Source organism: Streptomonospora salina (genome assembly GCF_014204715.1).
Classification (GTDB): Bacteria; Actinomycetota; Actinomycetes; order Streptosporangiales; family Streptosporangiaceae; genus Streptomonospora; species Streptomonospora salina.
Genome location: NZ_JACHLY010000001.1, coordinates 4,511,098 through 4,537,209, shown reverse-complemented (window position 1 = coordinate 4,537,209; position 26,112 = coordinate 4,511,098). Strand labels below are relative to the sequence as shown.

At 70.7% G+C, this 26,112-nt stretch carries 24 protein-coding genes; 6 read left to right on the top strand and 18 right to left on the bottom strand.

Annotated elements, in window-relative coordinates; translation table 11 throughout:
* Positions 1-300 precede the first annotated feature (300 nt).
* The 3 genes from HNR25_RS20535 to HNR25_RS25465 form a co-directional block, all read right to left on the bottom strand.
* The gene (locus HNR25_RS20535; RefSeq protein ID WP_184637797.1) at positions 301-3,129 is read right to left on the bottom strand and encodes a vitamin B12-dependent ribonucleotide reductase; all 2,829 of its coding nucleotides are present in this window, start codon (positions 3,127-3,129) and stop codon (positions 301-303) included.
* A gap of 110 nt (positions 3,130-3,239) precedes the next feature.
* On the bottom strand, positions 3,240-3,746 hold the full coding sequence (nrdR, locus tag HNR25_RS20530; protein ID WP_184637795.1) for a transcriptional regulator NrdR: 507 nt from the start codon (positions 3,744-3,746) through the stop codon (positions 3,240-3,242).
* A gap of 772 nt (positions 3,747-4,518) precedes the next feature.
* Positions 4,519-5,190 (bottom strand): LysM peptidoglycan-binding domain-containing protein, encoded by a 672-nt coding sequence (locus HNR25_RS25465; RefSeq protein ID WP_312862656.1) that lies wholly within the window; start codon positions 5,188-5,190, stop codon positions 4,519-4,521.
* A gap of 488 nt (positions 5,191-5,678) precedes the next feature.
* Here HNR25_RS25465 and lexA point away from each other — a divergent pair, with 488 nt between their 5' ends.
* Both lexA and HNR25_RS20515 read left to right on the top strand, forming a co-directional pair.
* Entirely contained in the window at positions 5,679-6,296 is a 618-nt protein-coding gene (gene lexA / locus HNR25_RS20520; protein ID WP_376767553.1) for a transcriptional repressor LexA, read from the top strand.
* A 330-nt stretch (positions 6,297-6,626) separates the two neighbouring features.
* Positions 6,627-7,712, top strand: coding sequence for an alpha/beta hydrolase family protein (locus tag HNR25_RS20515; RefSeq protein ID WP_184637791.1), 1,086 nt, complete (start codon positions 6,627-6,629; stop codon positions 7,710-7,712).
* An 85-nt stretch (positions 7,713-7,797) separates the two neighbouring features.
* Here HNR25_RS20515 and HNR25_RS20510 read toward each other — a convergent pair whose 3' ends face one another.
* The 4 genes from HNR25_RS20510 to HNR25_RS20495 all read right to left on the bottom strand — a co-directional run bounded on the left by HNR25_RS20510 (position 7,798) and on the right by HNR25_RS20495 (position 12,531).
* Positions 7,798-8,673, bottom strand: coding sequence for a hypothetical protein (locus HNR25_RS20510; RefSeq protein WP_184637789.1), 876 nt, complete (start codon positions 8,671-8,673; stop codon positions 7,798-7,800).
* Positions 8,674-8,739: 66 nt separating this feature from the next.
* Positions 8,740-9,390 carry a hypothetical protein gene (locus tag HNR25_RS20505; RefSeq protein WP_184637787.1) on the bottom strand — a complete coding sequence of 217 codons (651 nt, stop codon included), beginning with the start codon at positions 9,388-9,390 and terminating at the stop codon, positions 8,740-8,742.
* Between the two features lie 3 nt (positions 9,391-9,393).
* A complete protein-coding gene (leuS, locus tag HNR25_RS20500) occupies positions 9,394-11,892 on the bottom strand; it encodes a leucine--tRNA ligase (RefSeq protein WP_184637785.1) in 2,499 nt (832 codons plus the stop codon).
* A gap of 384 nt (positions 11,893-12,276) precedes the next feature.
* Complete coding sequence (locus HNR25_RS20495) at positions 12,277-12,531, bottom strand: hypothetical protein (RefSeq protein WP_184637783.1); 255 nt, start codon at positions 12,529-12,531, stop codon at positions 12,277-12,279.
* A gap of 249 nt (positions 12,532-12,780) precedes the next feature.
* Here HNR25_RS20495 and HNR25_RS20490 point away from each other — a divergent pair, with 249 nt between their 5' ends.
* Together HNR25_RS20490 and HNR25_RS20485 are read left to right on the top strand one after the other, a co-directional pair.
* Positions 12,781-13,203 carry a DUF6406 domain-containing protein gene (locus tag HNR25_RS20490; protein ID WP_184637781.1) on the top strand — a complete coding sequence of 141 codons (423 nt, stop codon included), beginning with the start codon at positions 12,781-12,783 and terminating at the stop codon, positions 13,201-13,203.
* A 94-nt stretch (positions 13,204-13,297) separates the two neighbouring features.
* The gene (locus HNR25_RS20485) at positions 13,298-14,839 is read left to right on the top strand and encodes a long-chain-fatty-acid--CoA ligase (RefSeq protein WP_184637779.1); all 1,542 of its coding nucleotides are present in this window, start codon (positions 13,298-13,300) and stop codon (positions 14,837-14,839) included.
* A gap of 105 nt (positions 14,840-14,944) precedes the next feature.
* Here the strand turns inward: HNR25_RS20485 and HNR25_RS20480 are convergent, their stop codons facing one another.
* The 7 genes from HNR25_RS20480 to HNR25_RS20450 form a co-directional block, all read right to left on the bottom strand.
* On the bottom strand, positions 14,945-15,169 hold the full coding sequence (locus tag HNR25_RS20480) for a hypothetical protein (RefSeq protein WP_184637777.1): 225 nt from the start codon (positions 15,167-15,169) through the stop codon (positions 14,945-14,947).
* A gap of 96 nt (positions 15,170-15,265) precedes the next feature.
* The gene (locus HNR25_RS20475; protein WP_184639609.1) at positions 15,266-16,003 is read right to left on the bottom strand and encodes a carbohydrate ABC transporter permease; all 738 of its coding nucleotides are present in this window, start codon (positions 16,001-16,003) and stop codon (positions 15,266-15,268) included.
* Positions 16,004-16,128: 125 nt separating this feature from the next.
* Positions 16,129-17,133 carry a carbohydrate ABC transporter permease gene (locus HNR25_RS20470; RefSeq protein ID WP_376767521.1) on the bottom strand — a complete coding sequence of 335 codons (1,005 nt, stop codon included), beginning with the start codon at positions 17,131-17,133 and terminating at the stop codon, positions 16,129-16,131.
* 4 nt (positions 17,134-17,137) lie between these two features.
* Positions 17,138-18,415: a sugar ABC transporter substrate-binding protein gene (locus HNR25_RS20465; RefSeq protein WP_184637774.1), complete on the bottom strand. Its 1,278-nt coding sequence runs from the start codon at positions 18,413-18,415 to the stop codon at positions 17,138-17,140.
* A gap of 221 nt (positions 18,416-18,636) precedes the next feature.
* On the bottom strand, positions 18,637-19,905 hold the full coding sequence (locus HNR25_RS20460) for a cytochrome P450 (protein WP_184637772.1): 1,269 nt from the start codon (positions 19,903-19,905) through the stop codon (positions 18,637-18,639).
* 280 nt (positions 19,906-20,185) lie between these two features.
* Positions 20,186-20,359: a DUF397 domain-containing protein gene (locus HNR25_RS26195; protein ID WP_184637770.1), complete on the bottom strand. Its 174-nt coding sequence runs from the start codon at positions 20,357-20,359 to the stop codon at positions 20,186-20,188.
* Positions 20,356-21,129 (bottom strand): helix-turn-helix domain-containing protein, encoded by a 774-nt coding sequence (locus HNR25_RS20450; protein ID WP_184637768.1) that lies wholly within the window; start codon positions 21,127-21,129, stop codon positions 20,356-20,358. The genes HNR25_RS26195 and HNR25_RS20450 overlap by 4 nt, the downstream gene beginning before the upstream one ends.
* 163 nt (positions 21,130-21,292) lie before the next feature.
* Here HNR25_RS20450 and HNR25_RS20445 point away from each other — a divergent pair, with 163 nt between their 5' ends.
* A complete protein-coding gene (locus HNR25_RS20445; RefSeq protein WP_184637766.1) occupies positions 21,293-21,502 on the top strand; it encodes a hypothetical protein in 210 nt (69 codons plus the stop codon).
* Positions 21,499-21,822, top strand: a complete 324-nt coding sequence (locus tag HNR25_RS20440; RefSeq protein WP_184637764.1) for a hypothetical protein — start codon at positions 21,499-21,501, stop codon at positions 21,820-21,822. The genes HNR25_RS20445 and HNR25_RS20440 overlap by 4 nt, the downstream gene beginning before the upstream one ends.
* Positions 21,823-21,944: 122 nt before the next feature.
* Here the strand turns inward: HNR25_RS20440 and HNR25_RS20435 are convergent, their stop codons facing one another.
* The 4 genes from HNR25_RS20435 to HNR25_RS20420 form a co-directional block, all read right to left on the bottom strand.
* Positions 21,945-22,427 (bottom strand): hypothetical protein, encoded by a 483-nt coding sequence (locus HNR25_RS20435; protein WP_184637762.1) that lies wholly within the window; start codon positions 22,425-22,427, stop codon positions 21,945-21,947.
* 203 nt (positions 22,428-22,630) lie between these two features.
* Positions 22,631-23,080 carry a hypothetical protein gene (locus tag HNR25_RS20430; RefSeq protein WP_184637760.1) on the bottom strand — a complete coding sequence of 150 codons (450 nt, stop codon included), beginning with the start codon at positions 23,078-23,080 and terminating at the stop codon, positions 22,631-22,633.
* 115 nt (positions 23,081-23,195) lie between these two features.
* The gene (locus HNR25_RS20425; RefSeq protein WP_184637758.1) at positions 23,196-24,455 is read right to left on the bottom strand and encodes an SAM-dependent methyltransferase; all 1,260 of its coding nucleotides are present in this window, start codon (positions 24,453-24,455) and stop codon (positions 23,196-23,198) included.
* A 52-nt stretch (positions 24,456-24,507) separates the two neighbouring features.
* Positions 24,508-25,932, bottom strand: coding sequence for an FAD-binding oxidoreductase (locus HNR25_RS20420; RefSeq protein ID WP_184637756.1), 1,425 nt, complete (start codon positions 25,930-25,932; stop codon positions 24,508-24,510).
* Positions 25,933-26,112 lie beyond the last annotated feature (180 nt).

The following is a 26,112-nucleotide window of genomic DNA, read 5'->3' as shown; positions in this document are numbered from 1 at the left end:
TGTATTCGGTAAAGAATCCTTTCCGTTGGGTGACGCCCGAGCCTAGGGAGGTCGGCACCCGATACGCAAGGAACCCAGGTGAGGGCGGCAGACCCGCGTCCCGCGCGGCCGCGGCAGAACCGGCACGGGCCCCGCCGTCGCATCTACGGCCTCAATGCTGCAAGGGGCGCGGAGGGCCGCAAGCGCTTGGGGAACCATGGCGAAGGGGGATCCGGCTGCGGCCGGATCCCCCTTCTGAACTGCTATTACGCGGTCACTCCGCTAGAGCGGACGCTGCATCGGATGCGGCTCCGCCTCGTTTCAGCTGCAGCCGCTGGTGGAGCCGCAGCCCTCGCAGGCGTAGCAGCTGCCCGACGGCCGCATCTTCGTGCCGCAGGTGACGCACAGCGGCGCGTCGGCGACGAAGCCCTGGCTGCGCTCGACCAGTTCGGTGGTCGAGCGCTGCTCACCCGGCTCCCCGCCGCCGGTGCGCTCCTCCTCTTCGGCGGCGCGCTCGGCCGGCGTCAGCGGAGCCGACTGGGCGTAGGACTCCACCTCGGCCGCGACCTGGGCCGGGTCTTCGCCCTTGGCCTGGGCGCGGCGCTCTTCGGCCGAGAGCACGCCCAGAGCGGCGCGCTCGTCATAGGGCAGGTGGTCCAGCGCCAGGCGGCGGAAGATGTAGTCGATCACCGACTGGGCCATGCGGATGTCGGGATCGTCGGTCATCCCCGCCGGGTCGAAGCGCATGTTGGTGAACTTGTCGACGTAGGTCTCCAGCGGGACCCCGTACTGCAGCGCGATCGAGATGGCGATGGAGAACGCGTCCATGACGCCGGCGAGCGTGGAGCCCTGCTTGCCGAGCTTCATGAAGACCTCGCCGAGGCCGTCGTCGGGGTAGGAGCCCGCGGTGATGTAGCCCTCGGCCCCGCCGACCGAGAAGGACACGGTCTGGCTCGGGCGCTTCTTGGGCAGGCGCCGCCGCACCGGCCGGTTGACCTCGACGACCTCCGGCGCGGGCTCGGTCTCCTTTTCGGTCTCGGTCGAGGAGGTCGACAGCGGCTGGCCGACCTTGCAGTTGTCGCGGTAGACCGCCAGCGCCTTGAGCCCCAGCTTCCAGCCCTGGAAGTAGATGTGCTCGAAGTCCTCGACGGTGGCTTCCTCGGGCACGTTCACCGTCTTGGAGATCGCGCCGGACAGGAACGGCTGCACCGCCCCCATCATCTCCACGTGGCCCATGGGCTTGATGTAGCGCTTGCCCATGGCGCAGTCGAAGACCTCGTAGTGCTCGGGGCGCAGGCCGGGCGCGTCGATGACGTGGCCGTTCTCGGAGATGTACTCGACGATCGCCTCGACCTGCTCCTCCTGGTAGCCGAGGTTGCGCAGCGCCCGCGGAATCGCCTGGTTGACGATCTGCATCGACCCGCCGCCGACCAGTTTCTTGTACTTGACAAGGGAGAAATCGGGCTCGATGCCTGTTGTGTCGCAATCGAGCATGAATCCGATCGTTCCGGTAGGCGCGAGAAGGCTCGCCTGGGCGTTCCGCCAGCCGTTCTTCTCTCCGATCTTGAGGCACTGCTGCCAGGCCGAAGTCGCCGCGGAGGAGATGGTGCGGTCCATCTCTCCGACGGTGCGCAGGTCGTCGTTGGCGGCGGCGTGCTTGCGGACGACCCGCTTGTGGGCTTGGGCGTTCTTGGCGTAGCCCTCGTACGGGCCGACCACGCCGGCCATCTCGGCGCTGCGCTTGTAGGCGGTGCCGGTCATGAGCGAGGTGATGGCCCCCGCGACGGCGCGGCCGCCGTCGGAGTCGTAGGCGTGGCCGGTGGCCATGAGCAGCGCGCCGAGGTTGGCGTATCCGATGCCCAACTGGCGGAAGGCCCGCGTGGTCTCGCCGATCTTCTCGGTGGGGAAGTCGGCGAAGCTGATGGAGATGTCCATCGCGGTGATGACCAGCTCGGTCAGCTTCACGAAGTTGTCGACGTCGAAGGTGTCGTTCTCGTCGAGGAACTTCAGCAGGTTGATCGACGCCAGGTTGCAGGAGGAGTTGTCGAGGTGGACGTACTCCGAGCACGGGTTACTCGCACTGATACGTCCGCTTTCGGGCGTCGTGTGCCAGTCGTTGATGGTGTCGTCGTACTGCACCCCGGGGTCGGCGCATTCCCAGGCGGCCCGGGCCATCCCGTTGAACAGCTCCCTGGCGTCGACGGTGACCACGGCCTCGCCGGTGGTGCGCGAGGTCAGGCCGAAGTCGGAGCCGGAGTCCACGGCGCGCATGAAGGCGTCGGACACCCGGACGGAGTTGTTGGCGTTCTGGTATTGAACGCTGAACATGTCGTCGCCGCCCAGGTCGACGTCGAACCCGGCGTCGCGCAGAGCGCGGATCTTGCGCTCCTCACGCGACTTGGTCTCGACGAACTCCCGGATGTCGGGGTGGTCGACGTCGAGCACGACCATCTTGGCGGCACGGCGGGTGGCGCCGCCGGACTTGATGGTGCCGGCCGAGGCGTCGGCTCCGCGCATGAACGAAACCGGACCGGAGGCGGTGCCGCCGGAGGTCAGCAGCTCGCTGCTGGAGCGGATCCGCGAGAGGTTGACCCCCGCGCCGGAGCCGCCCTTGAAGATGATCCCCTCTTCCTTGTACCAGTCCAGGATCGACTCCATGGTGTCGTCCACGGAGAGGATGAAACACGCGGAGACCTGCTGGCTGGAGGAGGTGCCGACGTTGAACCACACCGGGGAGTTGAAGCTGAAGTACTGGTTGATCAGGGCGTGCTTGAGCTCGTGGTCGAAGATCTCGGCGTCTTCGTCGGAGGCGAAGTAGCCCTCGGCCACTCCGGTGCCGGTATAGGTGCCGGCGACCCGGTCGACGAGCTGTTTGAGGCTCCACTCGCGCTCGGGGGTGCCCATCGCGCCCCGGAAGTACTTGCTGGCGACGATCTGGGTGGCGTTCATCGTCCAGCCGGCGGGGAACTCCACGCCGCGCTGCTCGAAGTTGACCGTGCCGTCGCGCCAATTGGTCATGACGACGTCCCGGCGCTCCCACTCGACCGCGTCATAGGGGTGGACGCCCGGCTGCGTGAAGATGCGCTCCATCTTCAGCCCCTTGCGCCGGTCTTTGCCTTTGCGAGCCGCCCCGCTAGCGGTCTCCGTCATGTCGCTCCCCCTGCTCCTCGTCGCGTACCCGGATCAGGCACCGCTCCACCCGGTTGGATGCGGTGCGTCGTGCTCGCCGGGCCGCCCGCGGCGGCCCGGTCCTCGTCTTCTCAGTCTTCGGTGTCGGCCTCGGCCGGCTGCTCCGGTTGCGCCGACGGCGCTCCGTGGCGCTCCCGCCCCGCCCGCAGTTCGGCGATCTCGGTCTCGAAGTCGGCCAGCGACTCGAATCCGCGGTAGACCGAGGCGAAGTGCAGGTAGGTCACCTCGTCCAGCTCGCGCAGCGGGCCCAGTATCGCCAGCCCGATCTCGTGGGCGGGGACCTCGGCCGCACCCCGGGACCGGATCTCCTCCTCGACCTGCTGGCCCAGCTGCGCCAGCGCGTCCTCGGTGACCGGCCGCCCCTGGCAGGCGCGTCGCACCCCGGCGACGATCTTGGTGCGGGAGAACGGCTCGGTCACGCCCGAGCGCTTGCACACCATCAGCAGGACCGTCTCCTGCGTGGTGAATCGGCGCTCGCACTGCGGGCAGGACCTCCGGCGCCGGATGGCCGAACCGTCTTCGGTGGACCGGCTGTCGATCACCCGGGTGTCCGGGTGACGGCAGAACGGGCAGTGCATGCCGGCGTCCCTCCCCCGTGATCGGTTCGGCTCGTTCCGGCCACGGCGTCCGCGAGCGCACGGCGCCGCCCGCGGATGTGCGGGATGCGCCGTCACGGCGGAGGTGGCCGCCCCCGTCGGAACCGCCCGCGGTGCGGGGGCGACGGGAGATCAGGTACCCACTAAAGCACAATTTCTAGGCTGCGTGTTCCAAGGCAAGCACTAGATGTTGTGGTCAACTTACGACCGGCGTACCCACTACGCAAGCCCCTTATGCGGGCTGCGGGAAAGCCGTGCAGGTCACCGGCCCCGCGAAACGCGCAGCGGCCGGGCGTGCCGCCTGCGTTCCCGCCCGCCGGACCGGACTCCTGTGCCCAGACCCACATCCCGAGCACGGCCGACCGCGAACACGGAATCCGGTCGCCCGGGGCCTCTCCGGGGCGGCGGGGCCGGCCCGGAGAGGCCGCGCCGGCGGCGGGAAGGGGGCGGACGCGCACACCGGCGGCGCACCGGGCGGATTCCCGGCACCGGACGCGGCGGCGACCGGTCGGTACCTTACTCGCCCGCGCCGCCCGCTCGGGCGCGTACACGCCGGAGCCCGGCCGGGGCCGCGGGGCGCGTGTACGGCGCATCGGGACCCGTCACCGCCGCTGTGGAGAGCGCGGTGGGATATCTCCAGGGCGGCACCGGCGCAGCTGCCGCGGCGCCGGTACAGCGGCGCCCGAATTCGGCCGGCGGCCGACAGGGCTGTCCCGGCGCGACCGGTTCGCCGGCGGTCCCGGTACGGGTCCGGTCAGAAGTCCGGCATCTCCAGCTCCTGGCCCGGTTCGAGCTCGGACTCGCCGAGACCGTTCACCCGCACGATCCTGTGCACGGTGCTGCGGGGGTCGTCGCCGGGTCGCACGCGCTCGGCGATGTCCCAGAGCGTGTCGCCGTCGCGGACGACGACGGTGGAGGGGGGTTCCTCGCGCAGAGCGGATTCGGGGGCCGCGCCGGATGCGGCGGCGCCGGCGGTGGCGGCGGCCGTGGCCAGCGCCACCAGCGCGGCGGTGGCCAGCACCGAGGCGGCGGTGCCCACGACGATGCGCCCGCGGCGGGTGAGGCGGTCGCTCCAGACCCGAACGGCGGCGGCCAGCGCCGTGGCCGGGGCGCGGGACGCCCGGGCGGGCTCGGGGTCCGGATGCACCGGCCGTCGCCGGGAGCGGTCCGGAGCCGGCTGGGCGGGTACGGCCGCGGCTTCGGCCGCGGATTCGGCGCAGCTCCACTCCGGAAGCTGCCGCTCCCAGTCGAACAGCGCACCGTTGTGCGCGCCCGGGATCGTGTCGGCCGCTGCCGCTCCGCCGAGGCGGGCGGACTCGTCGGCCGGCGGCGGCGCCTGGGCCGGCACCACCCACAGCCGGGAGCGGCGGCCGCGGCGGCCGGGCCGGGCGGCAGAGTCGGGAGCCGGTGCGTCCGGCCAGTCCACGGGGGATTCGAATGCAGCGGCGGATCGAGACGCAGACAGAGTCATGGCCACACAGCCCTCACCTTCGTACGCCAGTCCATTAGAACTAACGTTCGATTCCTACCGCATCCGCGCGAAATTTTCAGCACCATCTCGAACGTTTGTTTGATATTGCCGTGTGCACGCAGTAGCGTTGGACATGTTTCGCTGCGGTATCGGCGCTGCCACTCGACGTGGTCGCACGCGCGCTACCGCTGGCGAAGATCGATCGACGGGCCGGTCCCACGTGTCGGGGGGATCCGCCTGACGCCTGCACCGATAGCCGCATCCAGAACAACCGACCCCCGAGGAGGCCGGCCGTGCCGGAGGAGAACCACGGAACCCAGGAACCTCACGCGGGCGGGGGGTCCGTCACCGCACTCCGGTCCACTGCCGCTCCACCCGCGGATCCGCAGGACTCCGCTGACGGCGCCGAGGGAGCACCGAAGCTTACCGCCCGCCAGCAGAGCGTGTTGAACTGCATCCACCGTTACGTGCGGCAGCGCGGGTATCCACCGTCGATCCGGGAGATCGGCGACGCGGTGGGGCTATCGAGCCCGTCCAGTGTGGCGCACCAATTGAAGGTGTTGCAACGCAAAGGCTATCTCTATCGCGATCAGAACCGCCCACGCGCGGTCGAAATCCGCATTCCGGGACAGGCTCCGGTCCGCTCGTGGGACCACTTGGAGGAGACCCCCGAGGCCGACGAATCCCGGGCCACGGCGGTTCCGGTCGTCGGACGCATCGCCGCCGGCGGCCCGATCCTGGCCGAGGAGTCCATCGAGGACGTGCTCACCCTCCCCAAGCAGCTCGTGGGCGAGGGCCGGCTGTTCATGCTGAACGTGGTCGGCGACTCGATGGTCGATGCCGCCATCACCGACGGCGACCTGGTCGTCGTCCGCCAGCAGCCCGACGCCGACAACGGCGACATCGTCGCTGCACTGCTGGACGACGAGGCCACGGTCAAGACCTTCAAACGCGACGACGGCCATGTGTGGCTGCTGCCGCGCAACGACGACTACACGCCGATTCTCGGTGACGACGCCACCATTCTCGGCAAGGTCGTCACCGTTCTGCGACGCGTGTGAGGCACCGGCGGCGTCCGGTAACGAATTCGAATCGCTTCGGCACGGGCCCGTGATCCGGCTTACTGATCACGGGCCCGACACGTTTTCGGAATTCAACGGTTATCCCGCTCCCGATCCGTCCGGCGGCGCTTCGCCGCCTGGACACGCGGCGCGCTAGACCACAACGCGGCAGAAGCGCCAGGGACCAAAGGCCGGTGCCGCCACCGGTTCGGCAGCACAGCGTGTACGGGCCGAGGCGTCCCGGTCCCGCGGGCACGAAGGTCCCCGGCGCGGCCGCCGCCGACCGCGCCGGCCACAGCCCGGGGCGGACCCGGCCACTACGGTGGGACCATGCCCGTCCGCGCCGCCCTTCGCGCCACCGCCCCGTCCGTGCTCCTGACAGTCCTGCTCGCCGCCGGCTGCGCCCCCGGCGACGGATCCGGCGGCTCCGGGACCGCCCCCGAACCGCCGGGCGTCCGCCCGCAGCAGCTCCCTGTGACATTCGAGAGCGGACCCGACACCCTCCACGGCACCTTCGCGCTGCCGCCCGGCGGCGGCACGGACCTGCCCGCCGCGCTGATCGTCTCCGGAAGCGGCCCCACCGACCGCGACGGCGACAACCCGGCCCGGCCCGACGCGGGAACCAACGAGAACTTCGCGCGCGTACTGGCCGACTCCGGGGTGGCGTCACTGCGCTACGACAAACTCGGCAGCGGCAAGACGGGCATGGCCGCACGCGACGACGACGCGACGGTCGGCTACGACGTCTTCGCCGAGGAGTTCGCCGACGCCTACGCCCACCTCGCCGACCGGCCCGAGGTCGACCCGTCCCGGCTGATGGTGGTGGGCCACAGCGAAGGGGCGCTGTTCGCGCTGAACGCACACACGATCGTCGACGCGCATCCGCCCCGGGCGCTCGTCCTCGCCGCCCCGCCCGGCCGGCGCTACCTCGACACCGTCGACCGGCAGATCACCGAGCAGGTCCGCCAGGCCGAGGCCGCCGGATCCATGGACTTCGGGCGGGCCGAGGAGACCCTGTCCGACCTGCGCTACGGCATCGCCCGGATCCGCGACGGCGAGGACCTGGACGGGCTGCACCTGGCATCGGAGGTGAACCGGATCCTGGCCCCCGAGTTCGTACCGTTCCTGCGCAGGATCGACACCATGGACCCGGTGGAACTGGCCCGCGACCTGCCTCCGCAGACCGCCGCACTGGTGCTGCGCGGCACGGAGGACTCCCAGATCACCGCCGCCGCCGTCGACCGCCTCATGACCGGCCTGCCCGGCGCCCGGCGCGTCGACCTCGACGGCGCCGACCACGTGTTCCGAATGTACAGCGACGCGCCCGGCGCCGCGGTCCTCGACGCCGACCGCCGCTTCTCCCCCGACGTGCAACCCGCTCTGGACCGGTTCCTGGAGTCGCAGGCCGACCTGTGACGCGTCCTCCGGAGAACTCCCCCGGAGGCGCCCGCCGTGCGGGAGCCGGGAACCGGCCGCGGGCCCGGCTCTCCGAGGCTCGGCTTCAGCCGCCCGACCCGATCTCCTCGGTGACGGAACGGGCCAGCGACTCGGCGTTGGACAGCGCCACGTCGTCGGGGACGGAGGAGCCGGCCTGGTAGTCGACGGCGGCGGTGTGGCAGGACATGGCGTACAGGTTCGACATCCGCACCGCTACACAGCCCCAGTCGAAGCCGCGCACCGTCTCGTTCCAGGCTTCGGCCTCGTCGCCGATGCCGGCGACGCTGTCGGCGTCCTTGCCCTCCACCGCCGCGCGCAGCGCGGCGGAGGCGGCCTCCGTCCCCGGGGTGCCGTCGGCGCCGGCGTGGCGGACGAGGACCAAGCGGGCGGCGGCGGGCACCTGGGCGGCAGTCTGCGAGGTGGCCCAGCGGCATTCGTAGCCGTCGCGGCGCTCGGGGTCGAAATCCTCGATCCGCTGGTTCAGCTCCGTCTCGCGCGCGGGTACGAGGCCGTCCAGGACCTCGTCCGGGGCCACCGAGCAGTCGGGGGCCGCCTCGTAGTCGCCGTCCGGCGCTGCGAGCGCCACGATCGCCCACGCCCCCGCGCCGACCACGAGCAGCATCACGACCGCGGCCGCGGTGACGGCTGCGACCGCGCATCCGCGGTTGTTCGCCGGTTTCGCGGGGACGGGGTCGGGCGGCATGGCGTCGAGCGGCACGGGCCGCCGCGCCCCTCCGACGTCGAACGGCGCCGACGGCCGCTCCCTCGGTGCCTCGTGCCCGTCCGCGTTCTCCCCCGGCGGCCCGGCGTCGGATCCCCCGGGCGATTCGTCCGGCCCCGGGCCGGGACCGTCCGAACGGTGCTGGGGCATGGGTGTCTCCCTGTCCTGGTGGTACTCGGCGCCGGTGCGCACCCCGGCGCGGAAAGCGCGGTCGGCCACGCTACTACCCGGATCCCGGCGGGCACCGCCTGCGGTGCCGCATTCGGGCCGCGGGCGCCGGTGCGCCTAGAGCGAGGCGGCCACCTGTTCGGCGACGCCGACGGCGCTGCCGCGGGCTTCGTCGTAGTCCATTCCGCCGCCCCCGTCGGCGTCGCCGCCGTAGAACACCTGGATGAGCATGTTGTCGCGGCGGAAGACGACTTCGGCCGAGGTGCCGTCGGAGGTACCCGGCCACGCCAGCGCTCCCTCACCCAGCTCGGGGAGGGGGGCGGCGCCTTCGAGGCCGCCGATGGGGGCCAGCTGCTCCAGCCGTCGGTCGGCGGCGCGGGCTCCGCTGACGTCGCCGGCCTTGTCGGTGAAATGGGCGGTGAAGTCGACGTGGAGCGAGCGCGGCGGGCCGTCGGTACCGACGGAGGTCCACACGCAGGTGGAGCTGTCGGCGTCGTCCACCGGGCCGTGTTCACTGGTTTCGAGCGCGGCCTCGGGTACGAGTTCGCGGACGTCCTCGCGGGGCAACGCCGAACAGGCGGGGGCGGCGGCGTAGGTGTCGGCCTCGTCGGCGCGGACGGCCGGCGCACCGCGCCCCCACAGCAGGCCGGCGGTGACCCCTGCGGCGACGAGCAGGACCGCTCCTGCTGCCGCGGCGATCCACACCCGCCGCGGCGAGCCAGCCCGGTCGGCGCCGGGAATGCCCGAGGCGCTCCCGATCCGGTTCATGGCTCAGGCCACCACGACGTTGACCAGCTTCGGCGCCTTGACCACGACCCTGCGGACCTCCTTGCCGCCGATGAAGCTCTGCACCTTCTCCGAGGCGAGCGCCAGGCGCTCCAGCTCGTCGTCCCCGATGTCGGGAGCGACCTGCAGCTTGTCACGGACCTTGCTGGAGACCTGGACGACACACGTGACCGCTTCCTGCGTCAGCAGTTCCGGGACGGGGGTGCGCCAGTTGCCGATGGCGACCGATCCGGTGCGGCCGAGGCGTTCCCAGCCCTCTTCGGCGGCGTAGGGTGCGAACAGCGACAGGGTGACCGCGATGGCTTCGGCGGCCTCCCGCACGGCGGGGTCCTGCGCGCCGGGGCCGGAGTCGACCGCCTTGCGGGCGGCGGTGACCAGCTCCATCAGGCGCGCGACGGCGACGTTGAACCGGTGCGACTCGACGGCGGCGGAGATCTTGTCCAGCGCCTGGTGGGTGGCCTTGCGCAGCGCCACGTCGCCGTCGGCGGGGTCGGTTCCGGGTTCGGTGGCGGCACCGGCCTCGACCATGACCCGGAAGGCGCGGTTCAGGAACTTCAGGGAGGCGGCCGGCGACACGTCGGCCCAGTCGATGTCGTCCTCGGGCGGACCGGCGAAGAGCATGGTCAGCCGGACGGCGTCGACGCCGTACTTCTCGATCTCCTCACCGAGGTCGACGCCGTTGCCCAGCGACTTCGACATGGCCCTGCCGCCGTTGACGACCTGGCCCTGGTTCAGCAGGCGGCGGAAGGGCTCGTCGAAGCCGATCAGGCCCATGTCGTAGAGGACCTTCACGAAGAAGCGGGCGTAGAGCAGGTGCAGCGTGGCGTGCTCCTTGCCGCCGATGTACTGGTCGACGGCGCCCCAGTAGGCAACCTTGTCGACGTCGAAGGGGGCGTCGTCGACGTGCGGGGAGCAGTAGCGCAGGTAGTACCAGGAGGAGTCGACGAAGGTGTCCATCGTGTCGGTGTCGCGTTCGGCGGGACCGCCGCACGCGGGGCATTCGGCGTTGACCCAGTCGGCGGCCGCGGCCAGCGGGGAGACGCCCTTGGGCGCCAGGTCGGCGCCCTTGAGGTCGTCGGGCAGCTTCATCGGCAGCTGGTCGTCGGGGACGGGGACTTCGCCGCAGGCGGGGCAGTGGATGATCGGGATCGGCGTGCCCCAGAACCGCTGGCGCGACAGCAGCCAGTCGCGCAGGCGGTAGTTGACGGAGGCGGTGCCGGTGCCGCGCTCGTGGAGGACCTCGATGATGCGGTCGATCGCTTCGCCCTTGGGCAGGCCGTCCAGCGGTCCGGAGTTCATCAGTCGGCCTTCGCCGGGTGTGGCCGTCCCGGTCTCGGCGGGGTCGCCTTCGCCGGTCTCGACGACTTCGCGCACGGGCAGGCCGAATTCGAGGGCGAAGTCGAGGTCGCGCTGGTCGTGGGCGGGTACGGCCATGATGGCGCCGTGGCCGTACTCGGCCAGGACGTAGTCGGCGGCCCAGACGGGGATGCGCTCGCCGTTGACGGGGTTGATCGCGTAGCGGCCGAGGAACACGCCGGTCTTCTCGCGCTCGGTCGACTGGCGCTCGATGTCGCTGAGGCGGGCGACCCGCTCCTTGTAGGCGTCGAAGTCGGCCCGGTGTTCCGGCGTGCACAGCTCGTCGGCGAGTTCGGCGTCGGCGGCGACGACGAAGAAGGTGGCGCCGTAGAGGGTGTCGGGGCGGGTGGTGAAGACGGTGACGGGTGCGTCGCGGCCTTCGATCGTGAAGGCGACGTCGGCGCCGGTGGAGCGGCCGATCCAGTTGCGCTGCATGGACAGCACGTCGTCGGGCCAGTTGCCGTTCTCCAGCTGGTCCATGTCCTGCAGGAGCCGCTCGGCGTAGTCGGTGATGCGGAAGTACCACTGGTTCAGGCTGCGGCGCACGACCTCGGTTCCGCACCGTTCGCAGCGCCCCTGTACGACCTGCTCGTTGGCGAGCACCGTCTGGTCCTGGGGGCACCAGTTGACCAGGCCCTCCTTGCGGTAGGCGAGGCCGCGTTCGAAGAACCGCAGGAACATCCACTGGTTCCAGCGGTAGTACTCGGGGTCGCTGGTGTGCAGTCGGCGCGACCAGTCAACCGAGATCCCGTAGCGCTTGAAGGACTCCGCCTGGGTCTCGATGTTGGCGTAGGTCCATTCGGCGGGGTGGGTGCCGTTCTTGATGGCGGCGTTCTCCGCGGGAAGGCCGAAGGAGTCCCAGCCGATGGGGTGCAGGACGTTCTCGCCGAGCTGGAACCGGTAGCGCGCGATGACGTCGCCGATGGCGAAGGCTTCGGCGTGGCCCATGTGGAGGTCGCCGGAGGGATAGGCGAACATGTCGACCACGAAGCGGCGCGGACGGGTGTCGGCCGGGTCCTCGCTGGCCGCGAAGGGGTTCTCCGCCGCCCATCGCGCCTGCCACTTCTCCTGGAGTGCGCGGGCGTCGTAGGAGTCGCTCGTCGCCTGGTCTCCGTCTACCGCTGTCATCGCTGGATCGTCCTCTAACCGGTCGCACTTGAGGGCAGGTGGCGGCTGGGGGTGCGGCGTCGTCGCCGCATGCCCTCGGGGGTCGGCGCCACCGCGGCGGGCTGCCAGCCGGGTCCGTGCCCCAAGGTTAGCGCGGTTCGGGGCGGTCCCGGACGCCGCAGGCCGCATCCGCGCCCCGACCGGCGCGGTCTGCGGCCCGACGGCAGCGCGGGGCCCGGGGTGGCGGGTCCCGTCCCGGGCGCGGCGTGCGCCCGGCTGCGCGCCGGTGTCGGCCCCGCGCCTACCGCGGCGGCCTCCCGGCCGGCCCCGTACCGAACGGCTGGCGGAGCGCTCCTGTTCGTTCGCGGTGGCGGAGGCCGGTTGTCGGGGAGCGACGGACATGTCCTAGCGGTCGCGGCTCCTGCGGGTGCTGCCGTCTGCGGGTTCGTCGGCGGGGGCGTCGTCGGGAGTGTCTCGGGGGGCGTGGGCGCGGGCCGCGCGGCGTCCGCGCTGGTGCCGGGGGAAGCGGCGGCGCCGAGGGTCGGCGAGGCCGCCCCGGAAGCAGGCGCGCGGTTGGGCGGACCACTGCACCAGGCACCCGATCGCGAAACCGGCGGTCGCCAGGATCAGGATCGCGGCGGCCCAGATCCATACGGACATGGCGGCTCCTCGGGGGGCGTGGTTGCGCTTCGTCGGGGCCTGCTAACCGCGGAGGCCGCCGAGGGAACGGTCCGCGGCACCCTGATCGCCGCGGCGATGGGAGAATGGGGGCGGAGGGCCTCCCCGTTTCCGTCCCTCCCTTCCCTGACGGCCGCGCCTGTACTGCGCAGAGCCGACCCCGCTGCCGCCGCCCCACCGGTGCGTGCCGTGCGCGCCGCCATCCCCCGAATCCGTGGAGACCCGCCGAAGATGACCGTGTTCGACGCCGCCCTACGTACCCGCCGGACCGTGCTCGCCGCCGCTGCGGCGGGTGCTCTACTGGCGGGGGCCGCCGCCTGTGCCGAAGGCGCGGCCGATCCCGCGCCGAGCAGTTCCGCCCCCGTTCTGGGTGTGGACAACGATCGCGTCCAACTGCTGGAAGGCGCCTCGGCCTCGGTGGCGGCCGAGGACACCGACGACCCGGTCGAGCTGGAGCTGACCGGCTACGAGGACGGGTCGGAGCCGACCGTGGTGATCACGGCGCTGCCTCCGGAGGGCCCGCCCGCCGAGCACACGCTCACGCTGGGCGATCACCTGGAGGCCGGCGGGGAGTCCTGGCGGGTTTCGGAGATCGGGATCAGCGAGTCGCAGACCCAGCAGGCGAGCGTGACGCTGATGCGCGAAGGGAGCTGAGACCCCCCGCCGGATCCGCTACCCCCACCAGCGGAAACCGGGTTACTGTGCGGTAGAAAGGTGACCGAAACCACGTCGCACAGCTGGAGGCGCGATGCTCAACCTCGCCGCACTACTCGAAGACGGCGCCCGGACGAACCCTGAGCGCGACTGCCTGGTGTTCGGTGAACTGCGAGTCGACTACGCCACCGCGAACACGATCGCCAACCAGGTGGCCGAACTGCTCACCGCGCGTGGCGTGAAACGCGGCGACCGCGTCGCCCTGGCCAGCCCGAACACGCCCTATTTCCCGTTCGTGTACTTCGGCGCGCTCAAAGCCGGAGCGGTGGTCGTTCCGCTCAACGTGCTGCTGACCTCCCGCGAGATCGCCTTCCACCTGGAGGACTCGGGGGCCAAGGCGCTGTTCGCCTTCACCGGAACCCCGGACATGCCGCTGGGCGAGCGGGCGTTCGCCGCCTTCAACGCCACCGACTCCTGCGAAACCTACATCGACCTGCCGGGCACGCCGGGCGCCACGGAGTCCGAGATCGACGGCGCCGAGACCCTGTGGTCGGCGCTGGCGGGCACCAGCGGGTCGTTCTCCACGGTCCAGACCGAGGCCGACGACACCGCCGTTCTCATCTACACCAGCGGCACCACCGGATCGCCGAAGGGCGCCGAGCTGTCGCACATGAACCTGCTGTTCAACGCGGTCGCCTCCGATTCGCTGTTCGAGCGGTCCGACCACGACGTCTACCTGACGGTGCTGCCGCTGTTCCACATCTTCGGCCAGACGACGATGCTGAACTGCGGCCTGTACCGGCACGCCACGCTCGTGCTGCAGCCGCGCTTCGAGCCCGACGAGGCGCTGTCGCTGATGGAGAAGGAAGGCGTGACCGTCTTCGCGGGCGTGCCCACCATGTACTGGGGCCTGCTGGGGGCCAAGGGCGACCACGACATGGCCGCCATCACCGCCAACCTCGGCACCGCGGTCTCGGGCGGCAGTGCGCTTCCCGGGGAGGTGCAGCGCAACATGAAGGAGCAGTTCGGCATGGAGGTGCTGGAGGGCTACGGGCTCTCCGAGACCTCGCCGGTGGTCTCCTTCAACAACCCCAAGGTCAAGTCCAAGGCAGGTTCGATCGGCCGCCCCATCTGGGGCGTCGAGATGAAGCTGGTCGACAGCGAGTTCAACGAGGTCGAGGGCGAGGGCCCGGGGGAGATCGCGGTGCGCGGCCACTGCGTGATGAAGGGCTACCACGGCCGCCCCGACGCCAACGCGCAGGTGTTCCACGAGGGGTGGTTCCGCACCGGCGACATCGCGCGCCGCGACGACGAGGGCTTCTACTTCATCGTCGACCGCTCCAAGGACATGATCATCCGGGGCGGCTACAACGTCTATCCGCGGGAACTGGAAGAGGTGCTGATGACGCACCCCGACGTCAGTCTCGCCGCGGTGGTGGGCGTCGAGCACGAGTCGCACGGCGAGGAGATCAAGGCCTACATCATCCGCGAAGAGGGTTCGTCGCTGACCGAGGAGCAGCTCACGGGGTGGGCCAAGGAGCAGCTGGCCGCCTACAAGTATCCGCGGCTGATCGAATTCCGCGAGAGCCTGCCGATGACGGCGACCGGCAAGATCCTCAAGCGCGAGCTGCGCTGATCGACGCGTGCGGCCCGGCCGCCGCCGTGGGCAGGGGCGGCGCGCCGGTGCCGCTCCCCCGCCGGCGGGCGGCGCCGCCCGCTGCGGCGGCCCCCGGCGGGGCCGTCACAGCGGCCGCCACTGGGCGCTGCAGACCACGCAGCGGAACTCGATCGGTTTGCCGCAGGTTTTGCAGTGCGGTCCCGGACTGTATTCGCCGAGGTGGTCGGCGTGGCGGTCGGCGAAGTACCGCAGCTGCATGCAGGAGTTGCAGCGGATCTGCACGGTGGTGGGGCTTCGGGGCCAGGGGGCCTCGGGTTCGATCGGGTGCTCGGTCGACTCGGCGTCCATCTCGCCCCTTCGTGCGGCACGTCCCGGGTGTCCTCGACCGCCACCTTTGCGAAACCGGAGCGGGCGGTCAAGGCGGGGCCGCGGCGGGCGCTGCGGTCACCTGACCGCCCCGCGGGTGAGTCCGGCGACCAGGCCGCGCTGCACGAGCAGGAAGAACACCATCACGGGCAGGGTGATCACGGTGGATGCGGCCATGACCGACCCCCAGTCGGTGGTGTACTGGCCGAAGAACTGGCGCAGCCCGACGGCGACGGTGTACTGGTCCGAATCGTTCATGAAGGTCAGCGCCAGGATGAATTCGTTCCAGGCGGTGATGAAGGAGAAGACGGAGGTGGCCACCAGTCCGGGGGCCACCAGCGGCAGCAGCACGGACCAGAACATCCGCCCCCACGAGCACCCGTCGATGTAGGCGGCCTCTTCGACTTCGGCGGGCACGGCGGCGGCGAATCCCCGCAGCATCCACACCGCGAACGGCAGGGCCAGGGCGATGTAGACGGCGGCCAGGCCCAGCAGCGAGTTGAGCAGCTGCAGGTCGCGCACCTGCAGGAACAGCGGGATGACCAGTGCCTCCAGCGGCACCATCTGCACGATCAGCACCATGACGAGCACGGTGGTGCGCAACCGGAACCGGAACCGGGCCACCGCGACCGCGGCCAGCAGCGCCAGCACGCCGCTTCCGGCGACCGTGAGTCCGGCGACGGCCAGCGAATTGGCCAGGTAGCGCAGGAATCCGGCTTCGGCCAGCACGAAGCGGAAGTTGTCCAGGGTGATCGAGGTGGGCAGCAGCGCGTCGGCGCCCGAGGACGGTCCCTGCGACAGCGCGCTGACGAGCATGAAGTAGGCGGGGAACAGGGTGAAGGCCAGCACGCCGGCCACCGCCAGCGCACGCAGCGCCGCTCGGCGGGCCCGGCGGGCGCGGCGGGCGCGGCGGATGCGGGGAACGCGGCGGCAGGCGGCGCTCACCGCAGCTCCTCGTCGCGGAAGAGCGTGCGCACGTAGCCGACGGTGATGGCCAGCAGCATCAGGGTGAGCAGGACGGCGACGGCCGACCCCAGCCCGTAGGACTGGTTGGCGAACGAGCGCACGTAAGACCACACCCCGAGGTTGAGCACGTCGCGGTTGCCGCCCGATCCGCCGGGCATCAGGTAGACCTGCGCGAACACCTTGAAGTCCCAGATGGTGGAGAGGACGGTGACCACGGCGAAGACGGGGCGCAGGATGGGCACGGTGACATGGCGGAACCGCTGCCAGGCGCCGGCGCCGTCCAGCAGCGCGGCCTCGTTCAGCTCGCGCGGGACGGTCAGCAGTCCGGCGAGCACGGTCACCGCCACGAACGGGAACCCGTGGTGGATGACGTTGAGTGCGGCGATGGCGTAGAACGCCGACCGCTCCGCGAACCAGTTGAACCCGCCGGGCCCCACAGCGCCGACGGCCTGCAAGACGTGCCGCACCGGACCGTCGTCGACGTCGAAGATCCAGATCCACACGTAGGTGCCCGAGACCGCGGGCATCGCCCAGGCGATGAGGATGCAGCCGAGCACGGCGGTGCGGGCGGGCCTGGCGAGGGTGTTGAGCAGCAGCGCGACCAGGGTGCCGAAGGCGACCGTTCCGGCCACGGCGACCAGGGCGAAGACCGCGGTGTTGGGCAGCGCGACGGTCCACAGGTAGCGGTCGGTGAGCAGGTCCGCGTAATTGTCCAGCCCGATGTAGTCGCTGCGTCCCGATACGACGTTGTCGAGGCCGTAGTCCTGCACCGACAGCCACACCACACGCGCCAGCGGCGCCAGCAGCAGGGTCGCGATGACCGCCAGGGCGGGGGCGAGCAGGGTCCAGGGCAGCCAGCGGCGCCGGGTGCGGGCGCTGAGGCGGGGGCGGCGCGGGCCGGTCCGTGCGCCGCCGGCCCGCGGCGCGGGCCCCGGGTCCGCCGGCGCGCCCGCCGGCCTGGCGGTGCGGGGGTCGGCCACGCGTTCAGGAGCCTTCGTTGAGGATGCTTTCGACCTCGCCCGCGGCGCGGGCGGTGGCCTCGTCCACCGTGGCCTCCTCGTTGAGGATGTCCTGCAGCATGGCTTCCAGCACCATATCGCCCTGCACCTTGCCGAAGTTCGCGGTGGCGGGCAGGCCGCGCCCGGCTTCGCTCATCTGCTCGGCGAAGGGCTGCACAAGCGGGTCCTCGGATGCGGTGTAGGGCTCCAACTGCTCCTGCTTGCCGGGGAAGTAGGTGGTGGCCTCCGACCAGCGGCGGGCGTTGTCGTCGGCGGTCAGGGTCTCGACGTAGGACCAGGCCAGGTCGGGGTCGTCGGCGGCGTTGGAGACGGCCAGGTGCGAACCCCCGAGGAAGGAGGGGCTGTAGCCGCCGTCGGGGCCGGGGACGGGGAAAGCGCCGATGTCGCCGTCCAGGTCGGGGGCGGCCTCCACGATGGCCTCGGGCGTCCAACTGCCGGCGATCATCATGGCGACGTCGCCGGAGATGAAGGCGTCCTGCAGGTCGGTCTCCTTCCACGTGCCGGCGCCGGCGCTGGAGACGCCGTCCCGGAGGGCGAGGCCGGTGTAGAAGGAGAGCCCTTCGCGCGCCGCGGCGGAGTCCAGGCCCGATTCCCAGCGCCCTCCGGACGAGGAGGCGACGTCGGCGCCGTTGCCCCACACGAAGGGCAGCGCCTGGTAGGCGGCGTCGCCGGGGACCGGGAACGCCGTCATGTCCGCGCGCTCCCCGGAGACGGCGACGGCGGCCTCGCGCATCTCCTCCCAGGTGGTGGGCTGTTCGATGCCCAGGTCGTCGAACACGTCGGTGCGGTAGACGACCGAGCGCACCCCGGCGTACCACGGGACCCCGTAGAGGCCGCCGTCGAGTGCGCCGGCGTCGACGAGTCCGGGCACGTAGGCGTCGGTCGAGCCGACGCGGCCGGAGAGGTCGGCCAGCGCGCCCGCTTCGGCGAACTCCGGGGTCCAGGTGGTGCCGACCTCGGCGACGTCGGGCATGGTGTTTCCGGCGATGGCGGTGGTGAACTTGTCGTGGGCGTCGGCCCAGGGCACGAATTCCACGTCGACGTCGGCGCCGGTCTGTTCGCGGAAACGCTCGCCGATGCCGTCGAAGTAGGCGGTGGCGTCGGGGTGGGTGCCCTGCATGATCCAGACGTCGAGCATGGCGCCGCCGTCGCCGCTTCCTCCGCCGCATGCGGCGGCGAGGAGGGTCAGGGCGGCGCCCGCCGCGACTGCGGCTCGCGGTCGTCGGGTGCGGGTCGGTGCCATCGGTGTTCTCCCGTCCACTCGCGGTCCCCCGGGCGGTAGGGAACATACGCACGATCACGGCCGGTGTGAAGGAACCGCCGCAGTGCGGTTCGGCGGCGCCGGCGCGCCGCCGCCCGCACATCCGCGTGGCCCGACGGCGCGCGCACGCCTCATGCTGCCACGGTGCGTCCCCGATCGCGCCCGTTGCGGGGGCACGGTCGGCGCGGCGCATCCGTGCGTTCTCAGAATTCGCAGGGCATCGACTTGATCCCGTTGACGAAGTTCGACGCCAGCCGCTTCGGCGGGGCCGCGGCGCGGACGGTGGGCACGCTCCGGTGCAGTTCGCGCAGCATCACCGTGACTTCGCGCCGGGCGAGGTGGGCGCCCAGGCAGAAATGCGGTCCGGGGCCGCCGAAGCCCAGGTGCGGGTTGGGTTTGCGGGTGATGTCGAAGGTGTCGGGGTCGTCGAAGACGGAGGAGTCGCGGTTGGCCGAGGCGTAGTAGAGGACCGTCTTGTCACCCGCGCGGAAGGTGCGCCCGTTCATCTCGTAATCGCGGGTGACGGTGCGCCGCATCCAGATCACCGGCGAGGCGTGGCGGACGATCTCCTCGACGGCCCCGGGGGCGTGGGTGTCGAAGTCCGACCACAGCAGGTCGCGCTGGCGGGGGTTCTCGGTGAGCAACCGCAGGCCGTGGCTGATGGCGTTGCGCGTGGTCTCGTTGCCGGCCACGGCCAGCAGGATGAAGAACGAGCCCAGTTCCTGGTCGGTCAGCGACTCGCCGTCGACGTTGGCGTTGACGAGCGCGGAGGTGAGGTCGGGGGTGGGTTCGGCGCGGCGCTGTGCGGCCAGTTCCGCCAGCAGGCCGGAGAGGTTCTCCCCGGCCTCCAGCAGGCGGGTCATCGCGGTTTCGGCGTCGTCGCCGAGGTAGTCCGGGTCGTTGCCGGCCAGCACGACGTTGGAGTTCTCCAGGACTTCCCGGTGCCGTTCCTCGGGGATGCCCATCATCTCGCAGATGACCACCAGCGGCAGCCGGGCGGCCACGTGGGAGACGAAGTCGCACGGGCCGGTCGTGCGGAGGTCGTCGGCGATGCCGGCGGCGTGGCGCTCCACGTCCTCCTGCAGGCGGGCGAGCATGCGGGGGGTGAAACCGCGGGAGACGACGCGGCGCAGCCGGGCGTGGCGCGGGTCGTCGAGGTTGATCAGCGAGCCGAAGTACTCGGAGAAGTCCGCGGGCATGTCCGGGATGGAGATGGCGCTGGGTTCGGAAGCGAATACGCCGGGCTCGCGGCTGGCCTCGGCGACGTCGGCGTGGGTGACCAGCGCATAGTAGCCGGGGCCGGGAGGGAGCGGGCCCATGTCGGGCTCGGCGAAGAACTGCGGGGGGTGGCTGCGCAGTCGGGCGAAGGCGGCGTGGCGCTCCTCCAGCGGCCGCTTCCAGAACTCGTTGTCCGACAGGTCGATGTCGGAGATGTCGGGCGGTGCGCCGGCGGTGGGGGGCGACTGTGCCATAGAGGAGTGCACTCCTTGCGGATCTACCGGAGACGTCACCCACACTCTTTACACGAGAGCTGTTTATGTCAAGAACGAGCTCCCGAGGAACCCTCCGGGAACGCCTGGAGGCGGTCACCCCAGAGGCTGCGGCAGTGGGGCACAGCTCGCCCCGCGAGCAAGCCGGCTTGCCGCCGAGCGCACACGGCCCCATCGCCGCAACCTCGGTGGCGACCGGCCCCACACGGTTCCCGGGGGTGCCTCCCCAGCCGCAGGCCCCTCGGTACCCCCCATCACCGACCTAGAAGTCCTCGATACCTGCAAGGAAGGCCTGCCACTCCTGCGCGGGGAACACGAGGTGGCCGTGCTCCCGATGCTCGGTATCGCGCACCAGGGCCTGGGCGCCCTCGGCGACCTCGACGCAGTGACCACCCGTATCGCTGTAGCTGCTCTTGTGCCAAGCCGTGTCGCTCACGTGAGATCCTCCAAAAGCTTCCGGGACTGGTCGGACGGCAAGGCTGCGGCGAAGGCGTGCTTCGCCACCTCGCCGAGCCTCTCCCAGTCGTCCGCACCGCCGTGCAAGAAGTTACCGGACATGTGATCGCTCGATGCAGTCACTCCCCCACCTCGGAGGCGATAGAGCGCCATGGGAGAAGTGACACCCCATAGGAACGCCCCCTCGGGGACCAGGTGCACGGAAAGTCGTCCGGATTCGCACATTTCCACCAGTTGTCCCGTCTGTTCTTTGCGGACACACTCAGGAAAAGCGGTCAGCGCCGTATGGGGGAACACCGCCGAGACGCGGGGGTTGTTGTAGTTCCGCAGCTCTGCATACCGCCTGCATCGAAGCCGGACGAGACGGTCGATCGTGCCCTGGTCGGTTATCGGCTGCGCACCAGCGATCACGATTGCCGAATACGACGGCGACTGCAGGAGGCCGGGCACGAGTACAGGAGAGACATAGTCGATCGAGGTCGCCTCCTGCTCCAGCCGTACGGTGTCACGCATCCACGGCGGGAGCTGCGACCCGGATGCCTCCCGCTCCCACTCGCGCATGAGCTGCCCACCGGCGTTCAGCGTCTCATCAAGCCGCTCGACGTCCCCACGCTTGGGTGCGACTGTCCCCGATTCCCAACGTGACACGGAAGATGCAGACGCCCCGACTCGCGTCGCAAGTTGCTTCTGCGTCAATCCCGCCAGTTCACGCAGTTTCGCCAGATTCTCCTTGAGACCGTTTGCTTTCATGTAGCAACTCTATGCACGGACATGCAGGCGAAACCGTATCGATGCAGAAAGTCTTCACTAACTAGGAATGCCAAGTGGACTCAAGCAGCATGAGACGTGAAAGACCCCCGCGACGCAGCAACGTCCGGGGGCGTGGTCCCCAGCTAACGAGGAGCTGAGAACGATGTCGATCCTACTGGGATTGATGGCCCCGATCGCCCTGCTCGCCCGGCTCACCCGACCGGCGCGCGGGCTGCACGCGGCACCGCGCCGGATCGCCGAAACCTACGCGACCTCCCACCTGCCCACGCGCCGGTCCGGAGGCGTCTTGCCCGTTCTCCCGCTCGACGCCCGTGTGTCCGGGCTCGGACCGGTACGGAGGGCGGCGGCATGATCATCGCCCGCTTCAGTTCCGCCGGCGCCGCGTCGTCGATCGTCCTCTACGACGCGCTCGCCGTCGAGCGCGACCCCGGCGGCTGCCGCGAGGAATTCACCGCGGGGCGCCTGCGCCCCCGCTCGGACGAGCCCGGCGAGCCGCCCCGGTTCGCGGCCGACTACACGACGGTCCGCGCTTGGCTGATCCTGGAAGGCGTTCCCGAAGAGTGGGCCGACCGTGCACTGCGGAGCCTTCGCGCCGGCAGCCTTCCCTTCACCCCGACGCAGACCGCACCGGTGAGCGCGGACCGCAGATTCTCCGTCAAGGAGGATCCGTGAGCCACTCCCGGACCCGTCCGACCGGCCACGACCCGCCGGTTCGGGGGCACCCTCGCGCCGAGCATGCGGCCGAACAGTCGGGATCGGGGCATCCCCGGGACCGACCCGGATCTCTCCAGCGGTCACCCGCGCCGCGCGCCGTCCGGCCAGACCACCTCGACCGGCACCCTCCGGCCGCGTGCGGCCTCGACAGCATCGCCCGTTCCCCCTTGGCCGCCCGAGGGATTGCCGTCCCACACGGCGAACAGCCGATCGATACCGCTGAGGACCGTCTCATTGGCGTCTTCGTAAGCGGCACGGCCGGCGGTGCGGTAGGGCATGTAGCGGACTGTCGCCGAACGCATCAGCAGGCCGTCGAAAGCGTCGAGATTGTCCGGTTTGACCTTGGCTTCCCGGTAGTCGACCGAGGGCAGGACGACCTCCAACCGCCCGCCAGCTTCCAAAACCGCCTCGGCGAAGATCTGATCGGCGCCCCGAGCCAGGCACGACACACCCACGAGGTCGGCTCCGGCGTATTGCGCCAAGGCAGCGGCCAGAGCGCGGTCCACCATCGGCACGCTGTCGGCCGAGAGGTCGGAGTGCCCGGTGATTCCGATGCGTGTCACGCCGCCTCCTCCATGTTGGGCTGATCGGTCGGCAGCGTACTGTCCAACTCTTCGCGGACCTCGGCGACCGCGGGCTCACGCGCATCCACCGGTGACCGCGGCGGCTTCGCCGGGGGTGTCCCTGAGGACACTTTCGGCGCCGAAAGTGTCCTCAGGGACACCCCCGGCGCGAGACCTCAAGCGACCATCCCGGCCCCCTGCCCCTACTCCTCGCCGCCGGTGGCGATGCGCAGGGTCGAGATCAGCTCGGCGGGCTTGTAGACGGCCTGGCCGATGGCCGCCGCGAACGCCGACAGCATGTGCAGATAGACGGCGGGGTCGCCGTTGGTGAAGTGCTCGGCAGCTTCCTCCTCACCGACCGAGTGGGCCTCCCACGCCGTGATCACCGCGAACTCCACCTCGGGAGCGAGCATGTCGGCCACGGTGGAGGCGACGGCCTCGCGGGAGTCGGCCGGCTTCCAGACCACACCGGTCTCCTGCACCCGCCGGGAGAGGAAGGAGCCGAAAACCTTGAGCTCGGAGATGGCCGTGTCGGTGCTGTCGCCGATCTCGGCCACGGTGCGGTCCAGCAGGTCGCGGTCCTTGCGGACATAGGCGTCGACCAGCGTGATGGCGAGCTGCTTCGTGGGGTCCGTGTCGTCTGTGCCAGGCATACCCCCATGATGCCCCCGGCGGCGCAGTCGATGGGCCTTGGCCCGTCCCCGCGCGCCGCCGCGCGGCCGGCCGGGCGGTGCGCTGCCTGTGCGCGCACCGCCCGGCCGGTCCCGGTCACGCGAAGCTCGGCCGCAGCGGCATGTGCGCGTCGGTGCCGTCGAGCTTGACGCCCAGGATCTGGTGCAGCTGGACGACGTCGCGCTCGAAACCGAGGATGCAGCCGTTCATGTACAGCCGCCACACCCGGGCGGTGCCCTCGCCGACCTCGCGCACGGCCTCGTCCCAGTTGCGGTCCAGGTTCGCCGCCCACTGCCGCAGCGTCAGTGCGTAGTGCTCGCGCAGGTTCTCCTGGTGGCGGACCTCGAAGCCGGCGTCGTTCATCCGCATCTGGATCTCGCCCGGCCCCTCCAACTCGCCGTCGGGGAAGACGTAGCGGTTGATCACGCCGCCGGGCTTCATCGCCGGCAGGTCGTTGCGGGGGCGGGTGATGCAGTGGTTGAGCAGCCGGCCGCCCGGCTTGAGCTTGGCGTAGAGCCCGTCGAAGTAGCCGGACAGGTTCTTCTTGCCGATGTGCTCGGTGAGGCCGATGGAGCTGACCCGGTCGTAGATGCCGTCGGGCAGGTCCCGGTAGTCCATGTGGCGGACCTCGGCCAGGTCCGACAAGCCCTCCTGGGCGATGTGCTTGCTCGCCCATTCCGCCTGCTCCTTGGACAGGGTCACGCCCAGGGCCTTGACCCCGTACTCGCGGGCGGCGTGCATGACCATGCCGCCCCACCCGCATCCGACGTCGAGCAGCCGCATGCCCTCCTCCAGGCCGAGCTTGCGGGCCACCAGGTCGTGCTTGTCGAACTGGGCCCGCTCCAGCGAGGTCTCCTCGCTGCCGAACACGGCGCAGGTGTAGGTCATCGACTCGCCCAGCACCAGCTCGTAGAAGGCGTTGGACACGTCGTAGTGGTGGTGGATCACCTCGGCGTCGCGGCTCTTGGCGTGGCGGGTACCCAGCCACGAGAGCTTGCCGCGGCGCATCTCCTGCGGCGGGGGAGCCACGCGGTTGGCGAACTTCACCCAGCCGATACCGCGTGCGATGCGCGCCATCTCCGCCGGAGAGAGCCGCGGACCGTCGTTGAAAGCGAGGTCGGCCATCCGGTCCAGGGCGGTGTACATGTCGCCCTCGACGTCGATGTGCCCGGATACGTAGGCGCGTGTCAGCCCCATCGCCCCCGGCGACTGCGCCAGGTAGTTCAGCGCCACCGGGGTGCGCACGACCATCGTCGTGTCGCTGTCGGGGTCGCCGGCCGTGCTGCCGTCGTAGGCGCGGAAGCGAACAGGTGCGCCCGTGCCGACGACGCGTTCGAAGATCTCCGCTAGCCGCATTCTTCTTCCCTTCTCACCCGCGCCCGCCCACACCGCACGGTGGGCCGGCGCCTCACTTGTTGCCCACGCACTTGGCGTAGAGGTCCAGGAGCCGCTCGTCGGGGTCGTAGGCGTGCTTGAGCCTCAGGTAGCCCTCGCCGTTGTACAACCGCCAGAACTCGTCCTCGGAATAGAACGCGTCCGAGTACAGCGACTTGTGTCCGCCCAGCCGCGAGACCTCCTCCTCGACCGACCGGTTGTGGTGGGCCCGCCGCTGCCCGGGCTGCATGGGGACCATTCCCCAGAACCCGAAGTTGACATAGAGCCGCTCCCGCTCCAGCGGGTACAGCGGCCACACGTGTGCGCGCCCTGCGGCCGGCTCGACGTTCTCGCGCAGGCGCAGGGGGCACATCCAGATCGGCGACATGCCGACCTCGGAATGGAAGAAGTCGAGGAACTCCGCACCGCGTTCGACGCCGACCTCGACGTCCTGGATCACCGGCTCCTGCTGGGGGCGGCCGCGGTAGTGGTCGAGCAGCCGGCTGAAGTCGGTGCGCCGGTCCCAGGCCACGAGCTTGCGGTAGACGTCGGAGCGCTTCAGCGACCGCGGCCACAGCCGGCGCACCGTCGGGTTGTTCAGCCCGAAAGCGCCCGAGCACCAGAACCAGTCGGTGTCCCAGCGCCACAGGTAGTCGTGGACGGTGAGGTAGTCGCCCGGGCCGGGCTCCGCGTAGCGCGGAATGGACCGGTAGTAGATGTCGGAACCGGTGTAGTCGCTGGTCCAGGGCGCCTTGTCGACGAAGGAGGCCAGGGTGAGGTACAGCTCGCCGGGGCCGAAGGCGACACCGTCGACGAAGTCGGCACGCTCCCCCCGGTATTCGGCATCGGAGCAGATCCGCTCGAGGGCCTCCATCGCCTCCTTGCCGCTGCCGAACCGCAGGTGGCGCAGGTGGACGTAGGGCTTGACCGGCTCCAGCTCGATGCGCAGGCGCAGGCTGTAGCCCAGGGTTCCGTAGGAGTTGGGGAATCCGTAGAACAGCTCGCTGTGCTCGTTGTCGCGGCGGGCGGTGACGACGTCGCCGGATCCGGTGAGGATCTCGATCTCCTCGACCGCCTCGTGCGGCAGGCCGTTGCGGAACGAGGAGGACTCGATTCCCAGCCCGGTGACCGCGCCGCCGAGGGTGATGGTGCGCAGCTGCGGCACCACCGTCGGCATGAGGCCGTGCGGCAGAGTCGCCGCCACCAGGTCCTCGTACGTCGTCATACCGCCGACCTCGGCGACCCGTTCGACGGGATCGACGGCCAGCACCCGGTTGAACGCCGAAACGTCGAGTCGGGGCGTGTCGGCGGAGTCGCGGAACCGGAACAGGTTGGAGGTGGGCTTGGCCAGCCGGACCGGGGCGTCGACGGGCAGCTGCGCGTAGTCGCGCCGAAGGCGCTGCACGGCCTCGACGTGATCGGCGAAGTCCCGCTGCGATGACTGACGAATCGCTCTCACCCGCTTCTCAACCCGCTCGGCGCACGTTCGCGCCGCTGCCGTCGTGCCGCGCTGCCGATCCTGCGGCAGGCCGTGGAACACACTATTCCCCTTTTACCCGCCGGTAGCCCGATCAGGCGTGTGACCAGTACAACCCACCTTCCGGCCCCAGGTCGGGGGCGCCGCCGCGGCCCCCGACCG

Bases quoted from the DNA above. Each gene is read 5' to 3' on its own strand.
- HNR25_RS20535 (WP_184637797.1), bottom strand. From the start codon at position 3,129: ATGACGGAGACCGCTAGCGGGGCGGCTCGCAAAGGCAAAGACCGGCGC.
- nrdR (WP_184637795.1), bottom strand. From the start codon at position 3,746: ATGCACTGCCCGTTCTGCCGTCACCCGGACACCCGGGTGATCGACAGC.
- HNR25_RS20515 (WP_184637791.1), top strand. From the start codon at position 6,627: ATGCCCGTCCGCGCCGCCCTTCGCGCCACCGCCCCGTCCGTGCTCCTG.
- HNR25_RS20505 (WP_184637787.1), bottom strand. From the start codon at position 9,390: ATGAACCGGATCGGGAGCGCCTCGGGCATTCCCGGCGCCGACCGGGCT.
- leuS (WP_184637785.1), bottom strand. From the start codon at position 11,892: ATGACAGCGGTAGACGGAGACCAGGCGACGAGCGACTCCTACGACGCC.
- HNR25_RS20495 (WP_184637783.1), bottom strand. From the start codon at position 12,531: ATGTCCGTATGGATCTGGGCCGCCGCGATCCTGATCCTGGCGACCGCC.
- HNR25_RS20490 (WP_184637781.1), top strand. From the start codon at position 12,781: ATGACCGTGTTCGACGCCGCCCTACGTACCCGCCGGACCGTGCTCGCC.
- HNR25_RS20485 (WP_184637779.1), top strand. From the start codon at position 13,298: ATGCTCAACCTCGCCGCACTACTCGAAGACGGCGCCCGGACGAACCCT.
- HNR25_RS20480 (WP_184637777.1), bottom strand. From the start codon at position 15,169: ATGGACGCCGAGTCGACCGAGCACCCGATCGAACCCGAGGCCCCCTGG.
- HNR25_RS20475 (WP_184639609.1), bottom strand. From the start codon at position 16,003: ATGCTCGTCAGCGCGCTGTCGCAGGGACCGTCCTCGGGCGCCGACGCG.
- HNR25_RS20465 (WP_184637774.1), bottom strand. From the start codon at position 18,415: ATGGCACCGACCCGCACCCGACGACCGCGAGCCGCAGTCGCGGCGGGC.
- HNR25_RS20460 (WP_184637772.1), bottom strand. From the start codon at position 19,905: ATGGCACAGTCGCCCCCCACCGCCGGCGCACCGCCCGACATCTCCGAC.
- HNR25_RS20450 (WP_184637768.1), bottom strand. From the start codon at position 21,129: ATGAAAGCAAACGGTCTCAAGGAGAATCTGGCGAAACTGCGTGAACTG.
- HNR25_RS20445 (WP_184637766.1), top strand. From the start codon at position 21,293: ATGTCGATCCTACTGGGATTGATGGCCCCGATCGCCCTGCTCGCCCGG.
- HNR25_RS20440 (WP_184637764.1), top strand. From the start codon at position 21,499: ATGATCATCGCCCGCTTCAGTTCCGCCGGCGCCGCGTCGTCGATCGTC.
- HNR25_RS20430 (WP_184637760.1), bottom strand. From the start codon at position 23,080: ATGCCTGGCACAGACGACACGGACCCCACGAAGCAGCTCGCCATCACG.
- HNR25_RS20425 (WP_184637758.1), bottom strand. From the start codon at position 24,455: ATGCGGCTAGCGGAGATCTTCGAACGCGTCGTCGGCACGGGCGCACCT.